Source organism: Mesorhizobium sp. CNPSo 4661, assembly GCF_057784215.1.
The window spans coordinates 57098-77815 of sequence record NZ_JBWGIO010000023.1; the positions used below are offsets into that span (position 1 = coordinate 57098).

A 20718-nucleotide genomic window follows, 5' to 3' on the forward strand; every position below is an offset into this window, starting at 1 on the left:
GTTACGGCCGCGAGGCAGGCCGCAGGGAAAGATGGTCCAGCTTAAAAAAAGTCGTGGCGGAAGCGAGGCAAAAATAGCAATTTCGGCCCGGCCAACGCGGCGTCTTCCAGCAATAGGGAAAACCAATGAGCGAAACAATCGAAAAGCGGCTAAGCGATCTTGGCGTCACCCTTCCGGCCGCCGCCGCGCCCGCCGCCAACTACGTACCCTATTGCCGCACCGGCAACACGCTGTTCACCGCCGGCCAGCTGCCGCTGAAGGACGGCAAGCTGCAGGCAAGCGGTCTTCTCGGCCGCGACATCGACACGGCAGCCGGCAAGGAAGGTGCGAAATTCTGCGCCATCAACATCCTGGCGCAGGCCAAGGCCGCCCTCGGCGATCTCGAAAAAATAAGGCGCGTGGTCAAGATCACCGTCTTCGTCGCCTCCGCGCCGGATTTCGTCGAACAGCATCTTGTCGCCAACGGCGCCTCCGATTTCCTGGTCGCGGCACTCGGCGAGCGGGGCAAGCACGCCCGTTCCGCCGTCGGCACCGCCTCGCTGCCGCTCAACGCCGCGGTCGAGATCGAAGCGATCTTCGAAGTCGAGTGAGGCCTAAGATGACCGATCTGTCCTGGCTGATTGCGCAGCCCGTCGCGCATCGCGGCTTCCACGACATGAACAAGACCCGCTGGGAAAACACGCTGTCGGCCTTCGCCGCGGCGGTCGAGCGCGGCTATGCCATCGAATGCGACGTGCATATCTCGTCGGATGGCGTTCCGGTCATCATCCATGACGGCGATCTGAAACGCCTGACCGGCCATGACGGCTTCGTCTGGCAACGCACCGCGGCCGAGCTGGCGACGCTCAAGATCGGCGGCACCAAGGACCACGTGCCGACGCTCGAGAAGGCGCTCGAGCTGATCGACGGCCGCGTGCCGCTGGTGGTCGAGCTGAAAGGCGTTCCCGGCCACGATGCCGGGCTGGTGGCGAGCGTCGGCCGGCTGCTCAAGCGCTACAAGGGCAAGGTGGCGATCATGTCGTTCGATCACTGGCTGATCCGCGACTTCGCCAAGGACGCCCCTGGCATTCCCGGCGGGCTGACCGCCTATGGCAGGGACAACCAGTTGATCGAGGCGCATTTCGCCATGCTCGCGCACGACCTCGCCTTCACCTCGTACGCCGCCGGCGATCTGCCCAACCCCTTCGTCAGCTTCGTGCGCGAAAAGCTGAAAATGCCGGTCATCACATGGACCGTGCACGACCAGCCGGCGGTCGACCTCACCTTCAAATACGCCGACCAGATGACCTTCGAAGGTTTCGAGCCTGGCCTGGTGAAGGTCGCTTGAGCCGGGTGCCTCAAACGTGACTTGTAGCTAACCTGGCGAAGCTTAAATAAGCCCCATGGATCAGGGTGACGAAGACGATGGACGGGCAGCGAACGCGGATTATGCGGTCCGCGTCGCGGCGGGTATCGGCGCCTTCACCTGCGAGGAATGGAACGGCTTTGCCGGAACCACGCGCAGCGACAAAGAAAACGGCTACAACCCACTGGTTTCATTCGCTTTTCTAAGCGCATTGGAAGATTCCGGATGCGCTGTGCGGCGCACCGGCTGGCAGGGCCATCATCTCAGATTGGAAACGGCGCAAGGCAGGCTTCTCGGCGCCGTCCCCTGTTATCTCAAATCGCACAGCCAGGGCGAATACGTCTTCGACCATGGCTGGTCGGACGCTTTCGAGCGCGCCGGCGGCCGCTACTATCCCAAGCTTCAATGCTCGGTGCCGTTCACGCCGGTCACCGGCCCTCGCCTGCTGGTCAGCAAAGGCGAGAATGAAGGTGCCGTGAGAGCCGGACTGGCGGAAGGCCTGAAACTCGTGACCGACAAGCTCGGCGTCTCTTCCGCGCATGTCACCTTCGCCAACGAGCCCGACGTCGCGACGCTGGAAGCGGCGGGCTTCCTGCATCGCACCGACCAGCAGTTCCATTTCTTCAACGAAGGCTTTTCGAGCTACGACGACTTCCTCGCCACGCTTGCCTCGCGCAAGCGCAAGGCGATGAAGAAGGAACGCCGCGAGGCGCTTGCCGACGGCATCTCGATCGACTGGCTGACCGGCAAGGATCTCACCGAAAGCGCCTGGGACGATTTCTTCGCCTTCTATATGGATACCGGCGGCAGGAAATGGGGCCGGCCCTATCTCAACCGGCAGTTCTTCTCGCTGATCGGCGAGCGCATGGCCGACGACATTCTTCTGGTGATGGCCAAGCGGAACGGCCGCTACATCGCCGGCGCCATCAACTTCATCGGTTCGGACGCGCTTTACGGGCGCAACTGGGGCTGCGTCGAGGACCACCCCTTCCTGCATTTCGAGGTCTGCTACCATCAGGCGATCGACTTCGCCATCGAGCGCAAGCTGAAGGTGGTGGAGGCAGGCGCGCAGGGCGAGCACAAGCTGGCGCGTGGCTATCGGCCCGTGACCATGCATTCGGCGCACTACATTTCGCACCCCGGTCTGCGCAACGCCGTCGCCGACTATCTCAGGCGCGAGCGGCGTGAGGTCGAACGCATGGGCGAGTATCTCGAGGAGCACACGCCCTTCCGCAAGGATGTGCAGGAATAGCTTGAGGCCGTAGGACTGCCGTTCGATCCAGAATTCGCCACACACGCAGCTTTTTGAGGGAGCAGCCAGCAGCCTATTTCGAGATAGCCTCGACCGAGAAAGGCGCTTTCACCGCGCCTTGTCGAGGCGGTGATGGTGATTTGAGGGCATAGCGTTGGTTCCCGCCAAACACGCTAAGGCAGATCAAATCGAGAACCGTGAGCTTTATCCTGAACTTCTCAGTTCAGAGGTCCAGGGAACTCGGCTTGCTTCTCAGTCAGGGAGTGGAGCGACCGCTTCCTTCCTTCTCGCTTCGACCAAGATATGGAGGCCAACGGCACTAAACACGATTAGGCCTCCCGCAAGCGTGCTGATACTGGGTATCTCGTTGAACGCGAGCCAAACCCAAAGTGGGGCCAGCGGTGCATCGAGGGAGCCTATCAGCGCGGTTTCGATCACCGGCAGCATCCGCGCGCCAAGTGTGAATAGAGCGAGACCGGCTGCCGAGTTCACAAGGCCGAATAGCATCAAGACGAACAGATCTTGCCCAGAGACGGCGAATGGCTCTCCGAAGGGCCAGCAGACCAAGCCACTCAGTAGGGCCGAGAGGCAGGCGGCTGGCATGGTGGGAATGTTGTGAAACTGTCTCGCAATCACCATCATCGCAGCCAAGCAAAAGGTCATGCCGAGCGCCATGAGATCCCCGAACAAACTGCCGTCAGCACCGAGGCCAACCATCAGGGCAACGCCTGCCAAAGCAGCAAGGCCGGCGAAGATCGCATTTTTTGACGGTCTTTCCCGCATCACCAGCCAGCCCAGAGCAGCGCCGATGAACGGCACCGTCGCATAGGTCACCGCGACGTGAGCGACCGTGGTGTGCCGAAGCGAGGTGATGAAGAAAACCATGCCAATCGCCGAGACAATAGCGAACAGCCACCCGGGCCGACCCATGTTTTTGACGCTTCGCCACGCGTCCCTGCGCTGCATCGCGATAAACACGACCGCTATGCCGATTGCGCCGAAGATGCCGCGCCAAGCAAGCATGGTCCAACTATCCAGCGGAATTAGCCTGGTGAAGAAGCCTGCTGTGCTCCAGGCCACGGCCGATGCCGTGACCAGCACCAGGCCGAGCCGATATTCGGTGGTGCTCATTCCTGGGGTGTGTTCTTATTCGGCTCGCAAGCCTTCTTTTTCCAGTCGCCGGTCGTGTTCCACCAGCGGTTCGAGTTAGCGCTGTCGTCAAGGCCCTTGGATCGGCTGGTGAGAATGCTCCAGACCCTGATGACCGGTTCCTGGTAGCTGTGGGTCTGGAAGATAGTCTCGACTACCTGCTGGATGAGTTTCTGGTCGTCCGGGAGTTCGAACGATATTTCGACTGTACCGGGACGCTTGCGTATCTCGCTTTCCGGTCCAGCCACTGCGCCTTCGAGCGGCCGATATCGTTCGGTACCGAGCCCCGACTGGTAGGCATTGCTGTCGTAGTTTCCCATGGCGAGCGGCGTGACTTTCACCACCGCCTCCATGATGCGGTCCACATCATCAGCCGGCGCCTGGAACGTCAGCAGGCATAAGCGCTCCATCCGCACCGATTTTGTTGCAAATTCCTGATCGACCATCGGTTTCTCCCGTTAGACAGATGATCGTCAAAATAGCCGACCTTCTGCTGACACCCTGTGTCAGCATCAAAGTGATAAAAGTCGATTGTTTGCAGGAGCGCCACGATGAGCCGTTCAAGCCGGCTGTTCGAGATTATCCAGATTCTGAGGCGCGCAACCGCGCCGGTCTCAGCGGGCAAGATCGCTTGCGCTCTCGAAGTTAGTCAGCGGACCATCTATCGCGACATCATTGCTCTGCAAGGCATGAGGGTTCCCATCGAAGGGGAGGCCGGCGTCGGCTATGTCATGGAGGTGGGTTTCGACTTGCCGCCGCTCATGTTCACGGCCGAGGAGGTCGAGGCTATCGTGGTCGGCCTGTCGCTGATCGGACGTACCGGCGATGCCGATCTTTTGGCGGCGGCGTCACGCGTTGGCCACAAGGTTGCCGCCGTTCTTCCGAGCACGGCCGACAGCCACATCGAAGGCTCGCCGCTGCATGTCTCGCACTGGAACGCCATTCCTCCGTCGGCGGTCGAATGCCGCGTGTTGCGACAGAGCATAAGGGAAGAGCGAAAACTACATCTTCACTATCAGGATGCCGAGGCACGGCGCAGCGAGCGCATCGTCTGCCCGCTGGCGCTCGTCTATTACGTAGACAATATCGTCCTTGCCGCGTGGTGCGAATTGCGGAAGGATTTCCGACATTTCCGAGTCGACCGGATGAGTGCCTGTATAGCCACAGACAACCTGTTCAAAGGTGAGAGAGAGCGCCTGCGATCCGAGTGGCAAGCCCGTCATCAACTGTTCTCTGCCTTCTGAGTGTCCTCGATAAGGGCACGCGATCCGCAAGACGGATTTAGCCGGCGTCAAGCGGCTCGACTAACCCCCCAGTCGGCGCATTTCCCGATAGATTGTCGAGCGGCCTAGATTTAGCTGTTTGGCAGCAGCCACCGGCGACATTTCGGCGTTCACCAGATTCATCGCAGCATCGACCTTCGTCATATCGAGAGGCTGGCGCCCCGGCTGCTTTCCCTTCGCCCTTGCGGCGGGCGATGCCGTCCCAGCTTCGTTCCCCCTTGGCGTTGTTAGCGGGAAACCAAGCGCTATGCCCTCGACTTGCCTTGCCGCACGGCGGCGGCTTCGCTACACGAGGCGGGTCAGCACGATCCGGAGCGCCTGCCATGGCCGAAGCCGCCTACGATCCCGGCAACATCTTTGCGAAAATCCTGCGCGGCGAGATCCCCTCGCACCGCGTCTATGAGGACGACGCTGTGGTCGCCTTCATGGATGTGATGCCGCAAGGCATAGGCCACACGCTGGTGGTGCCCAAGGCGCCGTCGCGCAACATGCTCGACGCTGACCCGGCAATTTTCGGCCCGTTGTTCGGCGTCGTGCAGAAAGTTGCGGTCGCGGTGAAAAAGGCCTTCAACGCCGATGGCGTCACCCTGATGCAGTTCAACGAACCGGCTTCCGGGCAGACCGTCTACCATCTCCATGTCCACGTCGTGCCGCGCTTCGAGGGCGTGCCGCTCAAGCCGCATTCCGGGCAGATGGAGAAGCCGGAGGTGCTGGCCGAGAATGCCGGCAAGATCCGCGCGGCTCTAGCGGGCTGAGATCAGGCGAAATCAAAAGTTCAGATAAAGTCCGGCCAGCAGCAGAAACTCGGCTGTGGCGATGCCGACGACCATGCGCTTTCCCGACACCAGATAGGAGACGAAACCCAGGGCCGCCGCCGCTATCCTCAAGCCAAGCGAAGTGTGCGCAAGCGCGCCGCCTGGAAAGACAACCAGGTTGCCGATGACGGCGGCAACAAGCGCCGTCGCCATGGTACGAACCAGTACCAACAGGTCTGAATCTTCGGAAAGCTTGCCGCCAAGATAGACACCAAGGAAGCGCCAGATGTCCGTCGTGGCGAAACCGGCGACGAGAATGAACATGTATGGCCACCACCAGGCGCCGCTAGAAAAGTAACTCACGCCGCGCGCACCTTGCGCCGCCGCAATTGCAAGCCATAGGCGACCGTGCCGCCGATCAGCCCGGCAACCAGCAAATCGATCTGCGGCAACACTATGTGGAAGACCGGTCCGAGGACGAGGCCCAGGACCATTGCGACATGCCCAGCCCGTTCGCGTGCGAACCCCCACAACGAGGTCAGGAAATACATCGGAGTCAACATCAGCAACGCCGCCGAAACGGCGTACGGCAGCGCATCCGCCACTGCATAGACGACGGTCACGACGATGACATTCGTCGTCACCAGCGCGCCGCCGAGGCCGGCATAGTAAGTCGTACGCATTTGAGGCGGGACGCGCTTGAGGCGCTCCATGGCCAGCACCCAGGAGGTCACGGCCACGAAATGCGCCAGGAGATAGAGCACGCATTGCCGGGTTTTCCCGGTGCGCATCTCGGGTGCCAGCGCCATCACCATCGGCATCAGACGTATGGCGGACAACGTGACGGCGAACATCGCCGCCGGCAGCGCCGCTCCCGATGCGATCGCGCCCACCAGCACGACCATGGATGGCAGCGCCCACACCGTTCCGGTCATGAAAGCGGCCTGTGCCACCGTGACCCCGGCGTCTTTCGCCAAGGCGGCAAAGCCAATGAACGAGCTGATGAGGATCAGGCCAGGCAGGGAAAAGGCCGCGCGGACACCACGCAGGAACCAGGTGGAACGAGGCGCTGTGGCGTCCGAGATCCAAGTCGACATGTGCCGGCCATAGCATGTGCGGCCATAGGATGCGACCGCACCGAAGGCGGCGCATCGCCTTTCCATTGATCCAGGAAAATCTGTTGGCGGTTGGAGGACATCGGCCACGCGCACCGTTGAGGACAATCCAGCCGATTTCCACGTCTTTCCTTGCAACAAAAAAGCCCCGTCGCCGGGGCTTTTCTGCAATTCGGGATAAGGCGGATCAGCCCTTGCGCGGCAGTTGCGGCACCAGGCTGCGCTTGTTGCCGTCCTTGCCTTTCGGCTCCGGTTTCTGCGCCATCGCCTTCTTGGGCGCAGGCTTCTTGGCCACCGCCTTTTTCGGCTTCGGCGCGTCTTCCGGCTCTTCCTTCTTCGGCTGCACGGGCGACTCGTCGGCGAGCGATTCGAGCTTCAGGCCGGACTCACCGGTTTCCTTCTTCTCGACGGTGACGCGCACCGTGCCGCCCTTCTTGAGCTTGCCGAACAGCACTTCATCGGCCAGCGGCTTCTTGATGTGCTCCTGGATGACCCGGCCGAGCGGACGGGCGCCCATGCGCTCGTCATAGCCCTTGTCGGCCAGCCAGGCGATCGCGTCCGGCGACAGGTCGAAGGTGACGCCACGCTCGGAGAGCTGGGCCTCGAGCTGCATGACGAACTTCTGCACCACCTGATGGATCACCGGCACCGGCAGCGAGCCGAAGGGGATGATCGCATCGAGACGGTTGCGGAACTCCGGCGTGAACAGCCGGTTGATCGCCTCGACGTCGTCGCCTTCGCGCTTGGTCGAGCCGAAGCCGATCGCCGCGCGCTGCGCATCCGACGCACCCGCATTGGTGGTCATGATCAGGATCACGTTGCGGAAGTCGATCTGCTTGCCGTTGTGGTCGGTCAGCTTGCCGTGGTCCATCACCTGCAACAGGATGTTGAACAGGTCCGGATGCGCCTTCTCGACCTCGTCGAGCAGCAGCACGCAATGCGGGTGCTGGTCGACGCCGTCCGTCAGCAGGCCGCCCTGGTCGAAGCCGACATAGCCGGGAGGCGCGCCGATCAGCCGCGAGACGGTGTGGCGTTCCATGTATTCCGACATGTCGAAGCGGATCAGCTCGACGCCGAGCGAGGCGGCAAGCTGCTTGGCGACTTCGGTCTTGCCGACGCCGGTCGGACCTGAGAACAGGTAGGAGCCGATCGGCTTCTCCGGTTCGCGCAGGCCGGCGCGCGCCAGCTTGATCGCCGAGGTCAGCGCGGTGATGGCCGTATCCTGGCCATAGACGACACGCTTCAGCTCGATATCGAGGCCCTGCAGCACCTTCTCGTCGTCGGCCGAAACCGTCTTCGGCGGGATGCGCGCCATGGTGGCGATCGTCGCTTCGATCTCCTTGATGCCGATCGTCTTCTTGCGCTTGGCCTCAGGCACCAGCATCTGCGAGGCGCCGGTCTCGTCGATCACGTCGATCGCCTTGTCCGGCAGCTTGCGGTCGTTGATGTAGCGCGCCGACAGCTCGACCGAAGCCTTGATCGCCTCGCTCGTGTAGCGGACCTTGTGGAACTCCTCGAAATAGGGCTTCAGGCCCTTCATGATCTCGATGGCGTCCTCGATGGTCGGCTCATTCACGTCGATCTTCTGGAAGCGCCGCACCAGCGCGCGGTCCTTCTCGAAGAACTGGCGGAACTCCTTGTAGGTAGTCGAGCCGATGCAGCGGATGGCGCCGGACGACAGCGCCGGCTTCAGGAGGTTCGATGCGTCCATGGCGCCGCCCGAGGTGGCGCCCGCCCCGATCACGGTGTGGATCTCGTCGATGAACAGCACCGCGCCCGGATAATCCTCGAGCTCCTTCACGACCTGCTTCAGCCGCTCCTCGAAGTCGCCGCGATAGCGGGTGCCGGCGAGCAGCGTGCCCATGTCGAGCGCGAAGATGGTGGCGTCCTGCAGCACTTCCGGCACGTCGCCTTCGACGATGCGCTTGGCCAGCCCTTCGGCGATCGCCGTCTTGCCGACGCCCGGGTCACCGACATAGAGCGGGTTGTTCTTGGAACGGCGGCACAGCACCTGGATGGTGCGGTTGATCTCGCTGTCGCGGCCGATCAGCGGGTCGATCTTGCCGGCCCGCGCCTTGTTGTTGAGGTTGACGCAGTAGGCCGTCAGCGCGTCCTGCTGCTTCTTCTTGCCGTTTTCCTCCTGCGGCTCGGCGCCGTTTTGGCCGCCCTGCTCGTCCTCGGCGCCGCGCGGCGTGCGCGATTCCGAAGCGCCGGGGCGCTTGGCGATGCCATGCGAGATGTAGTTGACCGCGTCGTAGCGGGTCATCTGCTGTTCCTGCAGGAAATAGGCGGCGTGGCTCTCGCGCTCGGCGAAGATGGCGACGAGCACGTTGGCGCCGGACACTTCCTCGCGACCGGACGACTGCACATGGATCACGGCGCGCTGGATCACGCGCTGGAAGCCCGCCGTCGGCTTCGAATCCTCGTCGTAACCGGTGACGAGGTTGTCGAGCTCGGTGTCGATATAGGTCAGAACGGTGTGCTTGAGCTCATCGAGATCGACGTTGCAGGCGCGCATGACGGCGGCCGCCTCGGTGTCGTCGATCAGGGCGAGCAGCAAATGTTCGAGCGTCGCATACTCATGATGCCGCTCGTTGGCGAATGTCAGCGCCTGATGTAGCGCCTTTTCCAGGCCTTGGGAGAAAGCCGGCATGTTACCTCACTTCTTCTCCATCACGCATTGCAGCGGATGCTGATTCTGTCGGGCGAAATCCATGACCTGGGACACTTTGGTCTCGGCCACCTCGAATGTGTAGACACCGCACTCGCCCACTCCATGATTGTGAACATGAAGCATGATGCGTGTGGCGGCCTCGCGGTCCTTTTGGAAAAACCGTTCCAGGACGTGAACGACGAACTCCATCGGCGTGTAGTCGTCGTTCAGGATGAGCACTCGGTAGAGACTGGGCTTCTTGGTCTTGGTTTTGCTGCGCGTGATGACAGCGGTGCCGCGACCGGGATCGTTGCGGTCTCCGTCACTTTGCATTCGCACCACGCCTGCCGTGGCAGTCAAACCGATCGTCACGTAGTCCAGCCTTTTCGAATCCTCATGCGAGTTCAACATGTAGGTTCTCGATGGACGATTTTAAGCCCTTCTGTTTAGCTGACAATATGGCTAGGTGGGCAAACCTCAGCGAATTTCTCAATCGTGAATGCGGCAAGGTGCATCGGGTTGCGATCGCGCATGAAAAAACCCGGCCGCGTTTCCGCGACCGGGTCCTTCCGCAGGCCTGATGGCCGTATCGGCTGTGATCGGGCGAAATTACTTCGCCTTGGCGACCACTGATTCGAAAGGCTTGTAAGCTTCCTTGGCGAGCTCGGCATAGAGATTGCCGATCTTGCTGGCTTCGGCCACGAAGCTCTCATAGCTCTGCTTGGCGTAATCGGTCTGGATCTCGATGGCCTTCTCGACCGACTTGGCCGCGAACAGCTTCTCTACGGCGGCGCTGCCGGCCTCGAAGCTCTTCTTGGTGTATTCGCCGGCTTCGGTGGCGATCGCCTGCGCGCCCTTGGTGAGCGAGGCAAAGCTCTTCAGCCCGGTGTCGGCAAACTCCTTGCCGTATTTCGTGAAGTCCTCATAGGTCTGGGTCATTTCATACTTCCCTTGGTTGAAACGCCCTTTTTGCCCCGGGCGCCCTTGTGCAATGCACCTCAATATATTGTGCGATGCACAAAAGTCAAGAATCCCCTTGGTAAGCAGGGGGTCCAGCGCCGGCGGCCGGTAAAATTCGATTAAAGAGAGGCTCGATTTGCCGAAAAATAGTGAACGCGGCGGTTACCATAAACGGATTGGTAACGCTGCCCGCGATAGCTTGGCCGGAAGCGAGGCAGGCACTCCCGTAGCCGTCTCCGGGGCAACGAAAATTCAGGGTAGTAGCGGTGCGTCAGGCGTTGTCGGGGCTGGTCTCCAAATCTTTCTCCCTCAAGGCAATCATGATCGCCGCGCTCGCGGTGACGGTTGTCGTCGCCGACGTGGCGTCGGCGATGGCCGCAAGGTCCTCGGCCATCGTCGTCGATGCCAAGACTGGCAAGGTGCTCTATTCGGCCGACGCCAACGGCCGGCGCTATCCCGCCTCGCTCACCAAGATGATGACGCTCTATTTGACCTTCGAGGCGTTGGCGAAGGGTAGGATCAGCAAGAACACGCCGGTTCCGTTTTCCGCGCATGCCTCCGCCGAGGCGCCAACCAAGCTCGGCGTTCGCCCCGGCGGCTCGGTTCCGGTCGAGACCGCTATTCTCTCGATCGTAACGAAGTCGGCCAACGACTCGGCCACCGCGCTCGGCGAAATGCTCGGCGGCAGCGAAGACAATTTCGCCCGCATGATGACGGCCAAGGCGCGTCAGCTCGGCATGAACGGCACCGTCTTCCGCAACGCCAACGGCCTGCCCGACCCCGGCCAGTTCACCACGGCGCACGACATGGCGATGCTTGGCATCGCGCTGCGTGAGCACTACCCGCAATATTACGGCTATTTCTCGCAGCGCTCGTTCCTGTATGGCCGCCAGCGCATCAATGGCCACAACCGTCTGCTTGGCCGCATCAAGGGCGTCGACGGCATCAAGACCGGTTATACCCGCGCTTCGGGCTACAACCTCGTCTCCTCCGTCGCCGATGGCGACCGCCGCCTTGTCGCGGTGGTGATGGGCGGCGCTTCGGGCCGCAGCCGCGACAACCAGATGGCCGCGCTGATCAACACCTATCTGCCGCGCACCTCGACGCGCGGCGGCGGCGATCTCATTGCCAAGGGCAACGACAATCCGATCAAGACGCTGGCCAAGGTCTTCTTGCCCAAGCATGACGCGCCGACGCCGGACGCCAAGCCGGCAACGGATGACACTGTCGTGGCCTCGGCCGACGACACCGTTGCCGCTGCCGATGATGTCCAGGACGACGCCCAGCAGGTCGCCGAAGAGACCAAGCCCGTGGTCAAGATTAAGAAGGTGAAGACGGTCGCCGTGGCCGCCATGGCGCCGGCTCCCAAGGCACAGGACGCCTCGCCCCAGGTCGTCACCGCCTATGCCGAGCCCGCGCCGGCCGCGCCGGCGATCGATCCGGTCAAGACGTCGTCGGTGCCGTCCGGCTGGGTGGTTCAGGTTGCCTCCTCGCCCACCAAATCGGGGGCTCAGAGCCTCCTCGATCAGACCGCCAAGCAGGCGCCGGGGATCCTGGCCGACGCTTCCGGCTTCACCGTCGCCTTCGACAAGGACGGCGCCACCTACTACCGCGCCCGCTTCGGCGGCTTCGGCTCGAAGGACGCCGCCTGGAAGGCTTGCGATGCCCTGAAGCGCAAGAAAATCTCGTGCTACGCCGTCCAGCAATAGGCGGTTGTTGAAATCTCCCGGAAGGTACCGGCGTCGAAGGAGACTAATCGTGATTGGAGAGCAAGACGTCCTTGGCTTCATTGATCCGCGCCGCCAGGACAGACGTGCCGCCGACGTCGGCGTTCAGGCGTTGCATCAGGCGGCGGTGCGCCTTGCGGATATCCGCCGCGGCAGCCCCCGCTTCAAGACCAAGGATCTTGTAGGCCTCCTCCTTAGTCATGGCGCCCGCACCTGGCGCAACACCCAACCCTTCGCCACCGTGCGGCTGCGCGTCCTTGCGCCAGACGGGAAAACGGCCGTCAAGATACGTCTCTAGGAGCTGACGGCTCTCCGGATCGGGGCTGAGCTCGCCATAAAGCTGGCGCAGATCCGTCAGCCCCATCGCTCCAATCATCTTGCCTTCATAGCGCCCGGCCAGGACGAGCCCCTCGAGTCTGCCGCTGTCATGATCGAGGTCCATTTCAAGCGCCGCGGTGCGCACCGTCGAATGTCTGGACGCGGCGGCGCGTTCCGGAGGCCGCCTGGTGCGTATCCAGCCGACCCAGGCCAGCGCCGCGAGCAAAAGCAGTCCACCGATAAGGCTGCGGCCGAAGACCAGCATGGGCGCGCCGACCAGCCCCAGGAGGGCAGGCCCAAGCGATCTCAGACTGTCTGCCATCCTTCCCGCATCCGCGCGCACAAAGAGCATCGCGGCGCCGAAAAGCACCACGAGCACCGCTGCCAAAGCAAGGATCACGCCCATCGATTAGCACCACCATAGGGACGACCGAGCATAGAAATAGGATGGGACCAAGGTCCGGCGCTTGCAAGTCCCACACCGGCCGAGCCGAAGGGCCAGCGCCGCGGGCGGTAAAAAAGCCGCGCTAAGGCGTGTTGAGATTCAGGTCAGGCCGAGCCGAAAATGGCGGGTTCCGAGAACCGGAGCGGAGCGTACTTAAAGTACGTGAGCACCGGAAGCGCAGGAAGCCGGCATTTGCAGGCCGGCATCACCTGAATATCAACACGCCCTAGAGCAGACCGAGTTCGGCGAGTTCAAGCCTCAGCTTCGGCGGCATCTCGGCCAATGCCGCCCTGCCCTTGCCGAGATCGGGCGGCGCATCGGCGGGCTTGAGATAGCGCCAGCCCTGAAAGGCGCGGCGCGGCTGCCAGTCGGTGCGCACGACCTCAGGATGAAGCACCAGATGACAGCGACCGATACCTTCAGCGTCGGTGAAGGGCCTGATCTCGGTGATCAGTTGCCGGCACTGCACGCTGCCCTTGATCACCCAATAGAGCGAGCCGCCATCGGTGATCTCGTCGCCGCGCGTTGGCACCATGCGAGTGGTGTGCCAGTGCTCGGCCGGCTCGCCGGCGCGTCGCCGCTCGTCGAGGCGGAAGGCAATCCACTCTTCGAGGTCCTCGACGCTGTCGCAGCCGACGCAGAGCTTTAGGAGATTAAGGGCCATGCTCCAAGATTCAGCCGCAAGGCTTGACGCGTCAACGCCTTGAGTGACTTCTCCACAGGGCCAGCCCGGAGTCTCGGTGAGGCCTCAGCACTCGACGACGTTGACCGCGAGACCGCCGAGGCTGGTTTCCTTGTATTTCTCGTTCATGTCGAGGCCGGTCTGGCGCATGGTTTCGATCGCGGCGTCGAGCGGCACGAAATGCGTGCCGTCGCCCTTGATGGCCAAAGAGGCCGCCGTCACCGCCTTCACCGCGCCAAGCGCATTGCGTTCGATGCAGGGCACCTGCACCAGGCCGCCGACCGGATCGCAGGTCATGCCGAGATGATGCTCGAGCGCGATCTCGGCGGCGTTCTCGACCTGCTCGGGCGTGCCGCCCATGACGGCGCACAGCCCTGCGGCTGCCATGGCCGAAGCCGAACCCACCTCACCCTGGCAACCGACCTCCGCGCCCGAGATCGAGGCGTTGGACTTGATGATGCCGCCGACGGCTGCGGCCGTCAGCAGGAAGTCGCGGATGCTCGGCTGATCGGCTTCGGGGTGGAAATGCAGCCAGTAGCGCAGCACCGCGGGCAGCGTGCCTGCAGCGCCGTTGGTGGGCGCCGTCACCACGCGCCCGCCGGCGGCGTTCTCCTCGTTGACCGCCATGGCGTAGATCGACAGCCAGTCATTGGCGAGCAAGGGATTGGGCCGGTTCTGCTGCCACTGTTCCTGCAGCTTGTCGTGCAGCTGCCGCGCGCGGCGGCGCACTTTCAGCCCGCCGGGCATGATGCCGTCCTGCGACAGGCCGCGGTCGATGCAGCCTTTCATGGCGCCCCAGATCGCGTCGAGGCCCTCGTCGAGCTCCTCGCGCGACATGTGCTTTTCCTCGTTGGCGCGCTTCATCTCGGCGATCGAAAGCCCGCTCTTTGCCGCCATCGCCAGCATCTCGACGGCGTTCTTGAACGGGTACGGCACTCGTCTGCCCTGGGTCGTCACCGAACCCTTGGCCTTCATGCGCTGCAGCTCTTCCTCGGAAACGACGAAACCGCCGCCGATCGAATAGTAGATGCGCTTGAGCAGCAGCCGGTCGGATGCGTCATAGGCATAGAAGGCCATGCCGTTGGCGTGGCCGGTCAGCGGTGTCTTGCGGTCGAGCACGAGATCCTTTGCGGGATCGAAGCTATAGGTCGGATGCCCGGGCGGCGAAATGCGCTTGTCCGCGCCGATGCGGGCGACGATGCCGTCGGCCTCATCCGGGTCGACCGTCTGCGGCGTCTGGCCGGCGAGACCCAGGATCACCGCGCGGTCCGAGCCATGGCCGATGCCGGTATAAGCGAGCGAGCCGTGCAGGCTGGCGCCGATACGATCGACCGTGACACCGGCGGGCCGTGGCCAGTCGCCGGCCAGGATCTCGTCGAGGAACCGGCGCGCGGCCGTCATCGGTCCCATCGTGTGCGAACTCGACGGGCCGATGCCGATCTTGAACAGGTCGAAAACCGAAAGGAACACTGGGTCGTTGTCTCCCGAGGGCTGCTCGAAACTTACATATAGGAATTCCCGGGATGTTTCCGCTGTTTTGCATGTCGCGGCTCGGCGGCTGCCGACCTTGTCTGCTCCGCCAGCGACATCGCCATGCGGCAACCCGGGCACCGGTCGAAGCCCCGGCTCGGCCTGTGTTACAAGAACGCATGGGCGACTCACTCCACCTCTCGACCGCAGATCTGGCGGCTTTGGCCTTCTTCCTGGCCGTCTGGGTGCTGCATACGCTCGCCTCCGACGGCAGGCTGGTCAGCCGTGTCTCGCTGACGACCGCGATGAACGCCCAGCGCGAGGCCTGGATGCGCAACATGGCCGAACGCGAGATCCGCATCGTCGACACCGCCATCATGGGCGGCCTGCAGCAAGGCACCGCCTTCTTCGCTTCCTCCTCCCTGATCGCGCTCGGCGGATGCTTTGCCTTGCTCGGCGCATCCGACCGGGTGCTTGAGGTTCTGGCCGAACTGCCCTTCGGTGCGGCTTCGTCGCGCGAAGCCTTCCAGACCAAGGTGTTCGGCCTGGTGCTTATCCTGGCCTTCGCTTTCTTCAAATTCGGCTGGGCCTACCGGCTATTCAACTATTGCTCGATCCTGATCGGCGCGGTGCCTACCCCGCATGGCCCGGCTTCGCGCAACCCGATCAGCGAAACGGCGGTGTGGCGGGCGACGCGCATGAACGTGCTCGCCGGCAAGCACTTCAACTCCGGCCTGCGCGCCGTCTTCTTCTCGATCGGCTATCTCGGCTGGTTCGTCGATCCGGTCGTTTTTGTGATGTCGACGCTGGTGCTTCTGGCCGTGCTGGTGCGCCGCCAGTTCTTCTCCGCAGCCCGCCAGGCGGTGCTCGGTCAGCCGCCCGGTCCTGGGAAGAACTGATCGATCCTGCCTGAAAGCCGGTAGGCGAAAAGCCCGATCCATTCGCGCACCGCGATGGTGGTCGCTTGCATCGAGTCGACCGGATTGTCGCGGTAGAAACCGACGCTTTCCCTGCCCGACGTGCGGTAGTCGACCGGCCACGGAATGGTCGCAAAGCCCGCCTTGTCGAACAGCGCCTTGGCGCGCGGCATGTGGAAGGCCGAGGTGACCAGCAGCCAGGTCTCGCCCGGCTTCGGCTCGACCAACTTTCGCGAGAACACCGCGTTCTCGTAAGTGTTGCGGGACTTGTCCTCGAGAATCAGGCGATCGGCCGAAACGCCGAGCGCGCCGAGCAGCCGCGGCGCCGTATCGGCATCGCCCTCGCCGTCGAGGAAAAGCGAGCCGTTGCCGCCGGACACGACGATCTTCGCTTGGGGCAAGCGCCTTGCCAGGATCGCGGTCTCGACCATGCGGTCGCCGCCACTGTTCAACTCATAGCCGCCGCGCGCCAGGTTGATGGCGCCTTCGAAGCCGCCGCCGAGCACGACGATCCCATCCACCTTTTCCGGCAATGGCGGCTTGGGGAAACGTTCTTCCAGCGGCGTCAGCATCATTGCCCCGACCGATGTCCAGGCCGAGAGGGCCAGAATCAGGAAAGCAACCACGCTACCCGTCGCGGCCAGTCGCCGACGTCGGAAGAGCGCTGCCAGCAGTCCCGCGAGCAGGAGGAAGATCGCCAGGTTGACCGGCTGGATGAAGAACCAGAATATTTTCGAAAGGTAGTAGAACATCCCTCACCTTTGCTCGATGAGGGACGACGCTACCACCACTTTTCCGGCTGAAATTTGCCCGCGGCCCTTTCGATGACCTGCGCCGTCTGGAACAGCGTTTCCTCGTCGAACGGACGGCCGATCAGCTGCAGGCCGAGTGGCAGGCCCTTGCCGTCCAGGCCGGCCGGCACGGAAATGCCGGGAAGACCCGCCATGTTCACGGTCACGGTGAAGATGTCGTTGAGGTACATCTTGACCGGATCGGAAGCCATGTCTTCGTCGGCGACGCCGAAGGCAGCCGACGGGGTCGCCGGCGTCAGGATGACGTCGACGCCGGCGGCAAAGACGTTCTCGAAGTCGCGCTTGATCAGCGTGCGCACCTTCTGCGCCTGCAGGTAGTAAGCGTCGTAATAGCCGGCCGACAGAACATAGGTGCCGATCATGATGCGCCGCTTGACCTCGCGGCCGAAGCCGGCGGCGCGGGTCTTTTCATACATGTCGATGATGTCCTTGCCGGGCACGCGCAGGCCGTAGCGCACGCCGTCATAGCGGGCGAGGTTCGACGAGGCCTCGGCGGGCGCCACGATATAGTAAGCCGGCAGCGCGTATTTGGTGTGCGGCAACGAGATGTCGACGATCTCGGCGCCGGCATCCTTCAGCCAGGCAATACCCTTCTGCCAGAGTGCCTCGATGTCTTCCGGCATGCCGTCGACGCGGTACTCCTTCGGAATGCCGACCTTCATGCCCTTGATCGACTTGCCGATCGCCGCTTCATAGTCCGGCACCGGGCGGTCGACCGAGGTCGTGTCCTTCGGATCGACGGAAGCCATCGACTTCAACAGGATGGCGGCGTCGCGCACGTCGCGCGCGATCGGCCCGGCCTGGTCGAGCGAGGAAGCGAAGGCGACGACGCCCCAGCGCGAGCAGCGCCCGTAAGTCGGCTTGATGCCGACCGTGCCGGTGAAGGCCGCGGGCTGGCGAATCGAGCCGCCGGTGTCGGTCGCGGTGGCACCGGCGCAAAGGAAGGCGGCGACGGACGAAGCCGACCCGCCGGACGAGCCGCCCGGCACCAGCTGCATGTTGTCGTAGGTGCGGCTCTGCTCGACGCCGCCTGGCACAACAAAGCCCCCGCCGCCATCATGGATGGTTGGCTTGACCGTGGTCTGCAGGCGCGAGCGGCGCCACGGATTGACGACCGGGCCGTAATAGGAGGTTTCGTTCGACGAGCCCATGGCGAACTCGTCCATGTTGAGCTTGCCGAGCATGACGGCGCCATCGGCCCACAGATTGCTGGTCACGGTCGACTCGTAGCGCGGCTTGAAGCCGTCCAGCACGTGGCTGCAGGCCTGGGTGTGAATGCCTTCCGTGGCGAACAGGTCCTTGATGCCGAGCGGAATGCCCTCCAGCGCGCCGCCCTCGCCCTTGGTGAGCCTGGCATCGGAGCTCTTCGCCATGTCGCGCGCCTTGTCGGCGGTGACGGTCACATAGGCATTGAGCACCGGATTGGCGCGATCGATCGCCGCGAGATAGGCCTCGGTGATCTCGGCCGCGGTGATCTCCTTGCCACGCAGCTTGGCGCGGGCCTCGGAAATGGTGAGATGTGTGAGGTCGCTCATCAGGCAAGGCTCTTTTCGTAAAACACCGACCATTCGGAGTCGGGATAATCCAGCACCGGTCCGCAACGCGAGAAACCGGCGCGCTCATAGACGGTCCAGGCGGCCGGGTGCCGGTCGCCGGTCTCAAGGACAAGGCGCCTCAGCCCTTCCTGCCGGGCAAGCGCCTCGACCCGTCCGACGATCTCGGCGCCGATCTTGCGGCCGCGATGCGAAGGCCGCGTATACATGCGCTTGACCTCGCCGACCGCATCGTCATGACGCTTTAGCGCGCCGCAACCGACGGCAAGGCCATTGTCGCGGGCGATGAACACCGTCGTATCCTCGCCCGCCATCTGCTCGACGGTCAGATGATAGCAGTGCTCGGGCGGCGTCAGTTCGAGCAGCGTTGAGTTGAGTTCGGCGACCAGCGCGCGCACGTCGTCCTGCAAAGGCGTCTCGACGGCGATCTCGACAGCCACGGCCTACTCCACCACCTTCGGAACGAGGAAGAAGTTCTCTTCCGTTGCCGGCGCGTTGGCCACGATGTCGACGGCCTTGTTGCCGTCGGTGACGCCATCCTGGCGCTTCTTCATCTCCATCGGCGTGACCGAGGTCATCGGCTCGACGCCCGAGACATCGACCTCGTTCAATTGCTCGACGAAGCCGAGGATGGCGTTCAATTCGCCGGTCATGCGCTCGGCGTCCTCCTCGCTCACCGCGATACGGGCAAGGTGCGCGACGCGCTTCACGGTCTGAAGATCAACGGACATTTTGAAACCTTAGAAAAGCCTGCCCGCGCTATAGCCGCGCGACGTGGCGTGCGCAACATATCGGGCAACATTTGACGCTTCAGCGGGGCAGACCTTACTGAAAAACATAGCCAACGTGCCTGCGGCCTTGGTCTCGAAGTGCGTTGGTGATCGCGTTCCGGTTGTCTCGGGTGTCTTCAAGGATCATTACCGGCGCGCAAGGTTGCTGTATCACCTCAATGATTGGCGCTCCGTGACGGTCAATGGCGGCGCGCAAACCTACGATCACATTTTCCGGCCCAGTCCATTGGTCAGCCATTTCAAATGTTGAATTTACCCAAATTGCCTCCCAATCGCCCAATCTGGGGAAACCGGAAATCGTCTCCTTGACTTCAAACTTCATACGAGCGCTGTCGACGGAGCGATCCGATAAGCTGTCTGCCGATTGGTGATTGCCATTCTTGCTCAGAGCTTCCCGAAACTGGCGGCGCCGCTCCTGGAGTTCGGGATCGAATATTGGTTGATAGGATATCATTCTGGCGCGGACTACGATTTGGGCATTGCTGAAGTAATTCAGATCACGTTCGTGAAACGTTGCGCACGCTATTGCCGGTTCCGATAGCTCCAAAAGGCTCAAAAACACCACGCATACCGGCACTGCATTCAGTCTAAAAGCCCTGCTCACACCGATCTCCATGCCGTCTCAGAGGTTAGTGACGGTCGGCTAAGATCAAGGCAAATTAACGCCGTTATACCCCACGCTTTCCAGGCCTTGCGCCGACAGAACGATGTTGCCGGCGTCGATCACGGTCTGCAGCGTATCCTTCTTGGCAGGGCTCCTCCGATTGCAGATAGACGCCTAGATCAAATCATCGGTGGCCGGCGCGGGTGTCGCCGCGACCAGCATCGAAACGCAAAGAGCCTATCCCAAGGCCATGGTTTCGTTCCAGATTCCTGATGGAGCGACCTAGATCTCGATCGCCTTGCCGATTTCCGGCAGTGCCACCTTGACGCCGGAGCCTTCCATGCCGGCGACGAACTTGTCGGCGGTCTGGTCGATCATCGAGAAGGTGCCGAAATGACAGGGAACGACGGTGTCGAAGCCGAAGAAGCGGCGGCAGGCAAGCGCCGCCACCGCGCCGCCCATGGTGAAGCGGTCGCCGATCGGCACGATGCCTATCTTCGGCTCGTGCAGTTCGTTGATCAGCCCCATGTCGGAGAAGATGTCGGTGTCGCCCATGTGATAGAGCGTCTTGTCCCCGGGGAAGTGCAGGACGAGCCCGCCCGGATTGCCGAGATAGGTGTTCGTGCCGCCTTCGCCGCCGAAGGAAGACGAATGCAGCGCCTGGACGAAGGTCGTGGTGAAAGGGCCGCAATCGACGGTGCCGCCGATATTGCCCGGATTGATCTTGTCGCCGCTGACGCCCTGGCCGACGAGAAACATGCAGATCTCGAAATTGGCGACCAGCATGCCGCCGCTTTTCTTCAGCACTTCGACCGCGCCGCTGACATGGTCGTTATGGCCGTGGGTCAGGAGAACATGGGTCACGCCCTCAGCCGGCCCTTCCCACC

At 62.7% G+C, this 20718-nt stretch carries 23 protein-coding genes; 7 read left to right on the top strand and 16 right to left on the bottom strand.

Annotated elements, in window-relative coordinates:
• Positions 1 to 125 precede the first annotated feature (125 nt).
• Genes AC0YKC_RS28655 through AC0YKC_RS28665 form a run of 3 tightly spaced genes read left to right on the top strand, consistent with a single transcriptional unit; the run spans position 126 to position 2597 of the window.
• Positions 126 to 590, top strand: coding sequence for a RidA family protein (locus AC0YKC_RS28655; protein ID WP_320295708.1), 465 nt, complete (start codon positions 126 to 128; stop codon positions 588 to 590).
• 8 nt (positions 591 to 598) lie between these two features.
• Positions 599 to 1327 carry a glycerophosphodiester phosphodiesterase gene (locus AC0YKC_RS28660; protein WP_488513508.1) on the top strand — a complete coding sequence of 243 codons (729 nt, stop codon included), beginning with the start codon at positions 599 to 601 and terminating at the stop codon, positions 1325 to 1327.
• Positions 1328 to 1382: 55 nt separating this feature from the next.
• Complete coding sequence (locus AC0YKC_RS28665; RefSeq protein ID WP_488513509.1) at positions 1383 to 2597, top strand: GNAT family N-acetyltransferase; 1215 nt, start codon at positions 1383 to 1385, stop codon at positions 2595 to 2597.
• 252 nt (positions 2598 to 2849) lie between these two features.
• On the opposite strand, the gene AC0YKC_RS28670 is transcribed toward AC0YKC_RS28665, so the two are convergent.
• Positions 2850 to 3728 carry a DMT family transporter gene (locus tag AC0YKC_RS28670; protein ID WP_320295711.1) on the bottom strand — a complete coding sequence of 293 codons (879 nt, stop codon included), beginning with the start codon at positions 3726 to 3728 and terminating at the stop codon, positions 2850 to 2852.
• Positions 3725 to 4192 (bottom strand): YqfO family protein, encoded by a 468-nt coding sequence (locus AC0YKC_RS28675; protein ID WP_320295712.1) that lies wholly within the window; start codon positions 4190 to 4192, stop codon positions 3725 to 3727. Before AC0YKC_RS28675 ends, AC0YKC_RS28670 begins: the two co-directional genes overlap by 4 nt.
• A 105-nt stretch (positions 4193 to 4297) precedes the next feature.
• On the opposite strand from AC0YKC_RS28675, the gene AC0YKC_RS28680 reads away from it, so the two are divergent.
• The gene (locus AC0YKC_RS28680; RefSeq protein WP_488513510.1) at positions 4298 to 4990 is read left to right on the top strand and encodes a helix-turn-helix transcriptional regulator; all 693 of its coding nucleotides are present in this window, start codon (positions 4298 to 4300) and stop codon (positions 4988 to 4990) included.
• Positions 4991 to 5352: 362 nt separating this feature from the next.
• The gene (locus AC0YKC_RS28685) at positions 5353 to 5784 is read left to right on the top strand and encodes an HIT family protein (RefSeq protein WP_320295714.1); all 432 of its coding nucleotides are present in this window, start codon (positions 5353 to 5355) and stop codon (positions 5782 to 5784) included.
• Between the two features lie 12 nt (positions 5785 to 5796).
• Here the strand turns inward: AC0YKC_RS28685 and AC0YKC_RS28690 are convergent, their stop codons facing one another.
• The 5 genes from AC0YKC_RS28690 to AC0YKC_RS28710 form a co-directional block, all read right to left on the bottom strand.
• Positions 5797 to 6108, bottom strand: coding sequence for an AzlD domain-containing protein (locus AC0YKC_RS28690; RefSeq protein ID WP_320295715.1), 312 nt, complete (start codon positions 6106 to 6108; stop codon positions 5797 to 5799).
• 35 nt (positions 6109 to 6143) lie between these two features.
• Complete coding sequence (locus AC0YKC_RS28695; protein WP_488513511.1) at positions 6144 to 6995, bottom strand: AzlC family ABC transporter permease; 852 nt, start codon at positions 6993 to 6995, stop codon at positions 6144 to 6146.
• Between the two features lie 91 nt (positions 6996 to 7086).
• Positions 7087 to 9552: an ATP-dependent Clp protease ATP-binding subunit ClpA gene (clpA, locus tag AC0YKC_RS28700; RefSeq protein ID WP_488513512.1), complete on the bottom strand. Its 2466-nt coding sequence runs from the start codon at positions 9550 to 9552 to the stop codon at positions 7087 to 7089.
• Positions 9553 to 9558: 6 nt separating this feature from the next.
• A complete protein-coding gene (gene clpS / locus AC0YKC_RS28705) occupies positions 9559 to 9885 on the bottom strand; it encodes an ATP-dependent Clp protease adapter ClpS (protein WP_488513523.1) in 327 nt (108 codons plus the stop codon).
• Positions 9886 to 10161: 276 nt separating this feature from the next.
• Complete coding sequence (locus AC0YKC_RS28710; protein ID WP_320295718.1) at positions 10162 to 10491, bottom strand: phasin family protein; 330 nt, start codon at positions 10489 to 10491, stop codon at positions 10162 to 10164.
• Between the two features lie 287 nt (positions 10492 to 10778).
• Between AC0YKC_RS28710 and AC0YKC_RS28715 the strand changes: the two genes are divergently transcribed.
• A complete protein-coding gene (locus tag AC0YKC_RS28715) occupies positions 10779 to 12221 on the top strand; it encodes an SPOR domain-containing protein (RefSeq protein WP_488513513.1) in 1443 nt (480 codons plus the stop codon).
• Positions 12222 to 12264: 43 nt separating this feature from the next.
• Here AC0YKC_RS28715 and AC0YKC_RS28720 read toward each other — a convergent pair whose 3' ends face one another.
• The 3 genes from AC0YKC_RS28720 to AC0YKC_RS28730 all read right to left on the bottom strand — a co-directional run bounded on the left by AC0YKC_RS28720 (position 12265) and on the right by AC0YKC_RS28730 (position 15154).
• On the bottom strand, positions 12265 to 12963 hold the full coding sequence (locus AC0YKC_RS28720; protein ID WP_488513514.1) for a J domain-containing protein: 699 nt from the start codon (positions 12961 to 12963) through the stop codon (positions 12265 to 12267).
• Between the two features lie 265 nt (positions 12964 to 13228).
• The gene (locus tag AC0YKC_RS28725; RefSeq protein ID WP_488513515.1) at positions 13229 to 13666 is read right to left on the bottom strand and encodes a DUF1489 family protein; all 438 of its coding nucleotides are present in this window, start codon (positions 13664 to 13666) and stop codon (positions 13229 to 13231) included.
• Positions 13667 to 13750: 84 nt separating this feature from the next.
• On the bottom strand, positions 13751 to 15154 hold the full coding sequence (locus AC0YKC_RS28730; protein ID WP_488513516.1) for an L-serine ammonia-lyase: 1404 nt from the start codon (positions 15152 to 15154) through the stop codon (positions 13751 to 13753).
• Positions 15155 to 15333: 179 nt separating this feature from the next.
• Here AC0YKC_RS28730 and AC0YKC_RS28735 point away from each other — a divergent pair, with 179 nt between their 5' ends.
• Positions 15334 to 16053, top strand: a complete 720-nt coding sequence (locus AC0YKC_RS28735) for a DUF599 domain-containing protein (RefSeq protein ID WP_488513517.1) — start codon at positions 15334 to 15336, stop codon at positions 16051 to 16053.
• Here the strand turns inward: AC0YKC_RS28735 and AC0YKC_RS28740 are convergent.
• The 6 genes from AC0YKC_RS28740 to AC0YKC_RS28765 form a co-directional block, all read right to left on the bottom strand.
• On the bottom strand, positions 16026 to 16823 hold the full coding sequence (locus AC0YKC_RS28740) for a YdcF family protein (RefSeq protein ID WP_488513518.1): 798 nt from the start codon (positions 16821 to 16823) through the stop codon (positions 16026 to 16028). The genes AC0YKC_RS28735 and AC0YKC_RS28740 overlap by 28 nt on opposite strands.
• A gap of 29 nt (positions 16824 to 16852) precedes the next feature.
• Complete coding sequence (locus tag AC0YKC_RS28745) at positions 16853 to 18418, bottom strand: amidase (RefSeq protein ID WP_488513519.1); 1566 nt, start codon at positions 18416 to 18418, stop codon at positions 16853 to 16855.
• Positions 18418 to 18876 carry a GNAT family N-acetyltransferase gene (locus AC0YKC_RS28750; RefSeq protein WP_488513520.1) on the bottom strand — a complete coding sequence of 153 codons (459 nt, stop codon included), beginning with the start codon at positions 18874 to 18876 and terminating at the stop codon, positions 18418 to 18420. The genes AC0YKC_RS28745 and AC0YKC_RS28750 overlap by 1 nt, the downstream gene beginning before the upstream one ends.
• Positions 18877 to 18879: 3 nt before the next feature.
• Complete coding sequence (gene gatC, locus AC0YKC_RS28755; RefSeq protein ID WP_320295727.1) at positions 18880 to 19167, bottom strand: Asp-tRNA(Asn)/Glu-tRNA(Gln) amidotransferase subunit GatC; 288 nt, start codon at positions 19165 to 19167, stop codon at positions 18880 to 18882.
• A 94-nt stretch (positions 19168 to 19261) separates the two neighbouring features.
• A complete protein-coding gene (locus tag AC0YKC_RS28760; RefSeq protein ID WP_488513521.1) occupies positions 19262 to 19843 on the bottom strand; it encodes a hypothetical protein in 582 nt (193 codons plus the stop codon).
• A gap of 270 nt (positions 19844 to 20113) precedes the next feature.
• Positions 20114 to 20718 (bottom strand): metal-dependent hydrolase (locus AC0YKC_RS28765; protein WP_488513522.1); only part of this gene is annotated, 605 nt, incomplete at its 5' end.

Excerpts from the sequence above, each read along its gene's own strand:
- AC0YKC_RS28655 (WP_320295708.1), top strand. The coding sequence starts at position 126 with ATGAGCGAAACAATCGAAAAGCGGCTAAGCGATCTTGGCGTCACCCTT.
- AC0YKC_RS28660 (WP_488513508.1), top strand. The coding sequence starts at position 599 with ATGACCGATCTGTCCTGGCTGATTGCGCAGCCCGTCGCGCATCGCGGC.
- AC0YKC_RS28665 (WP_488513509.1), top strand. The coding sequence starts at position 1,383 with ATGGATCAGGGTGACGAAGACGATGGACGGGCAGCGAACGCGGATTAT.
- AC0YKC_RS28670 (WP_320295711.1), bottom strand. The coding sequence starts at position 3,728 with ATGAGCACCACCGAATATCGGCTCGGCCTGGTGCTGGTCACGGCATCG.
- AC0YKC_RS28675 (WP_320295712.1), bottom strand. The coding sequence starts at position 4,192 with ATGGTCGATCAGGAATTTGCAACAAAATCGGTGCGGATGGAGCGCTTA.
- AC0YKC_RS28680 (WP_488513510.1), top strand. The coding sequence starts at position 4,298 with ATGAGCCGTTCAAGCCGGCTGTTCGAGATTATCCAGATTCTGAGGCGC.
- AC0YKC_RS28685 (WP_320295714.1), top strand. The coding sequence starts at position 5,353 with ATGGCCGAAGCCGCCTACGATCCCGGCAACATCTTTGCGAAAATCCTG.
- AC0YKC_RS28690 (WP_320295715.1), bottom strand. The coding sequence starts at position 6,108 with ATGTTCATTCTCGTCGCCGGTTTCGCCACGACGGACATCTGGCGCTTC.
- clpA (WP_488513512.1), bottom strand. The coding sequence starts at position 9,552 with ATGCCGGCTTTCTCCCAAGGCCTGGAAAAGGCGCTACATCAGGCGCTG.
- clpS (WP_488513523.1), bottom strand. The coding sequence starts at position 9,885 with ATGCAAAGTGACGGAGACCGCAACGATCCCGGTCGCGGCACCGCTGTC.
- AC0YKC_RS28710 (WP_320295718.1), bottom strand. The coding sequence starts at position 10,491 with ATGACCCAGACCTATGAGGACTTCACGAAATACGGCAAGGAGTTTGCC.
- AC0YKC_RS28720 (WP_488513514.1), bottom strand. The coding sequence starts at position 12,963 with ATGGGCGTGATCCTTGCTTTGGCAGCGGTGCTCGTGGTGCTTTTCGGC.
- AC0YKC_RS28725 (WP_488513515.1), bottom strand. The coding sequence starts at position 13,666 with ATGGCCCTTAATCTCCTAAAGCTCTGCGTCGGCTGCGACAGCGTCGAG.
- AC0YKC_RS28735 (WP_488513517.1), top strand. The coding sequence starts at position 15,334 with ATGGGCGACTCACTCCACCTCTCGACCGCAGATCTGGCGGCTTTGGCC.
- AC0YKC_RS28740 (WP_488513518.1), bottom strand. The coding sequence starts at position 16,823 with ATGTTCTACTACCTTTCGAAAATATTCTGGTTCTTCATCCAGCCGGTC.
- AC0YKC_RS28745 (WP_488513519.1), bottom strand. The coding sequence starts at position 18,418 with ATGAGCGACCTCACACATCTCACCATTTCCGAGGCCCGCGCCAAGCTG.
- gatC (WP_320295727.1), bottom strand. The coding sequence starts at position 19,167 with ATGTCCGTTGATCTTCAGACCGTGAAGCGCGTCGCGCACCTTGCCCGT.
- AC0YKC_RS28760 (WP_488513521.1), bottom strand. The coding sequence starts at position 19,843 with ATGGAGATCGGTGTGAGCAGGGCTTTTAGACTGAATGCAGTGCCGGTA.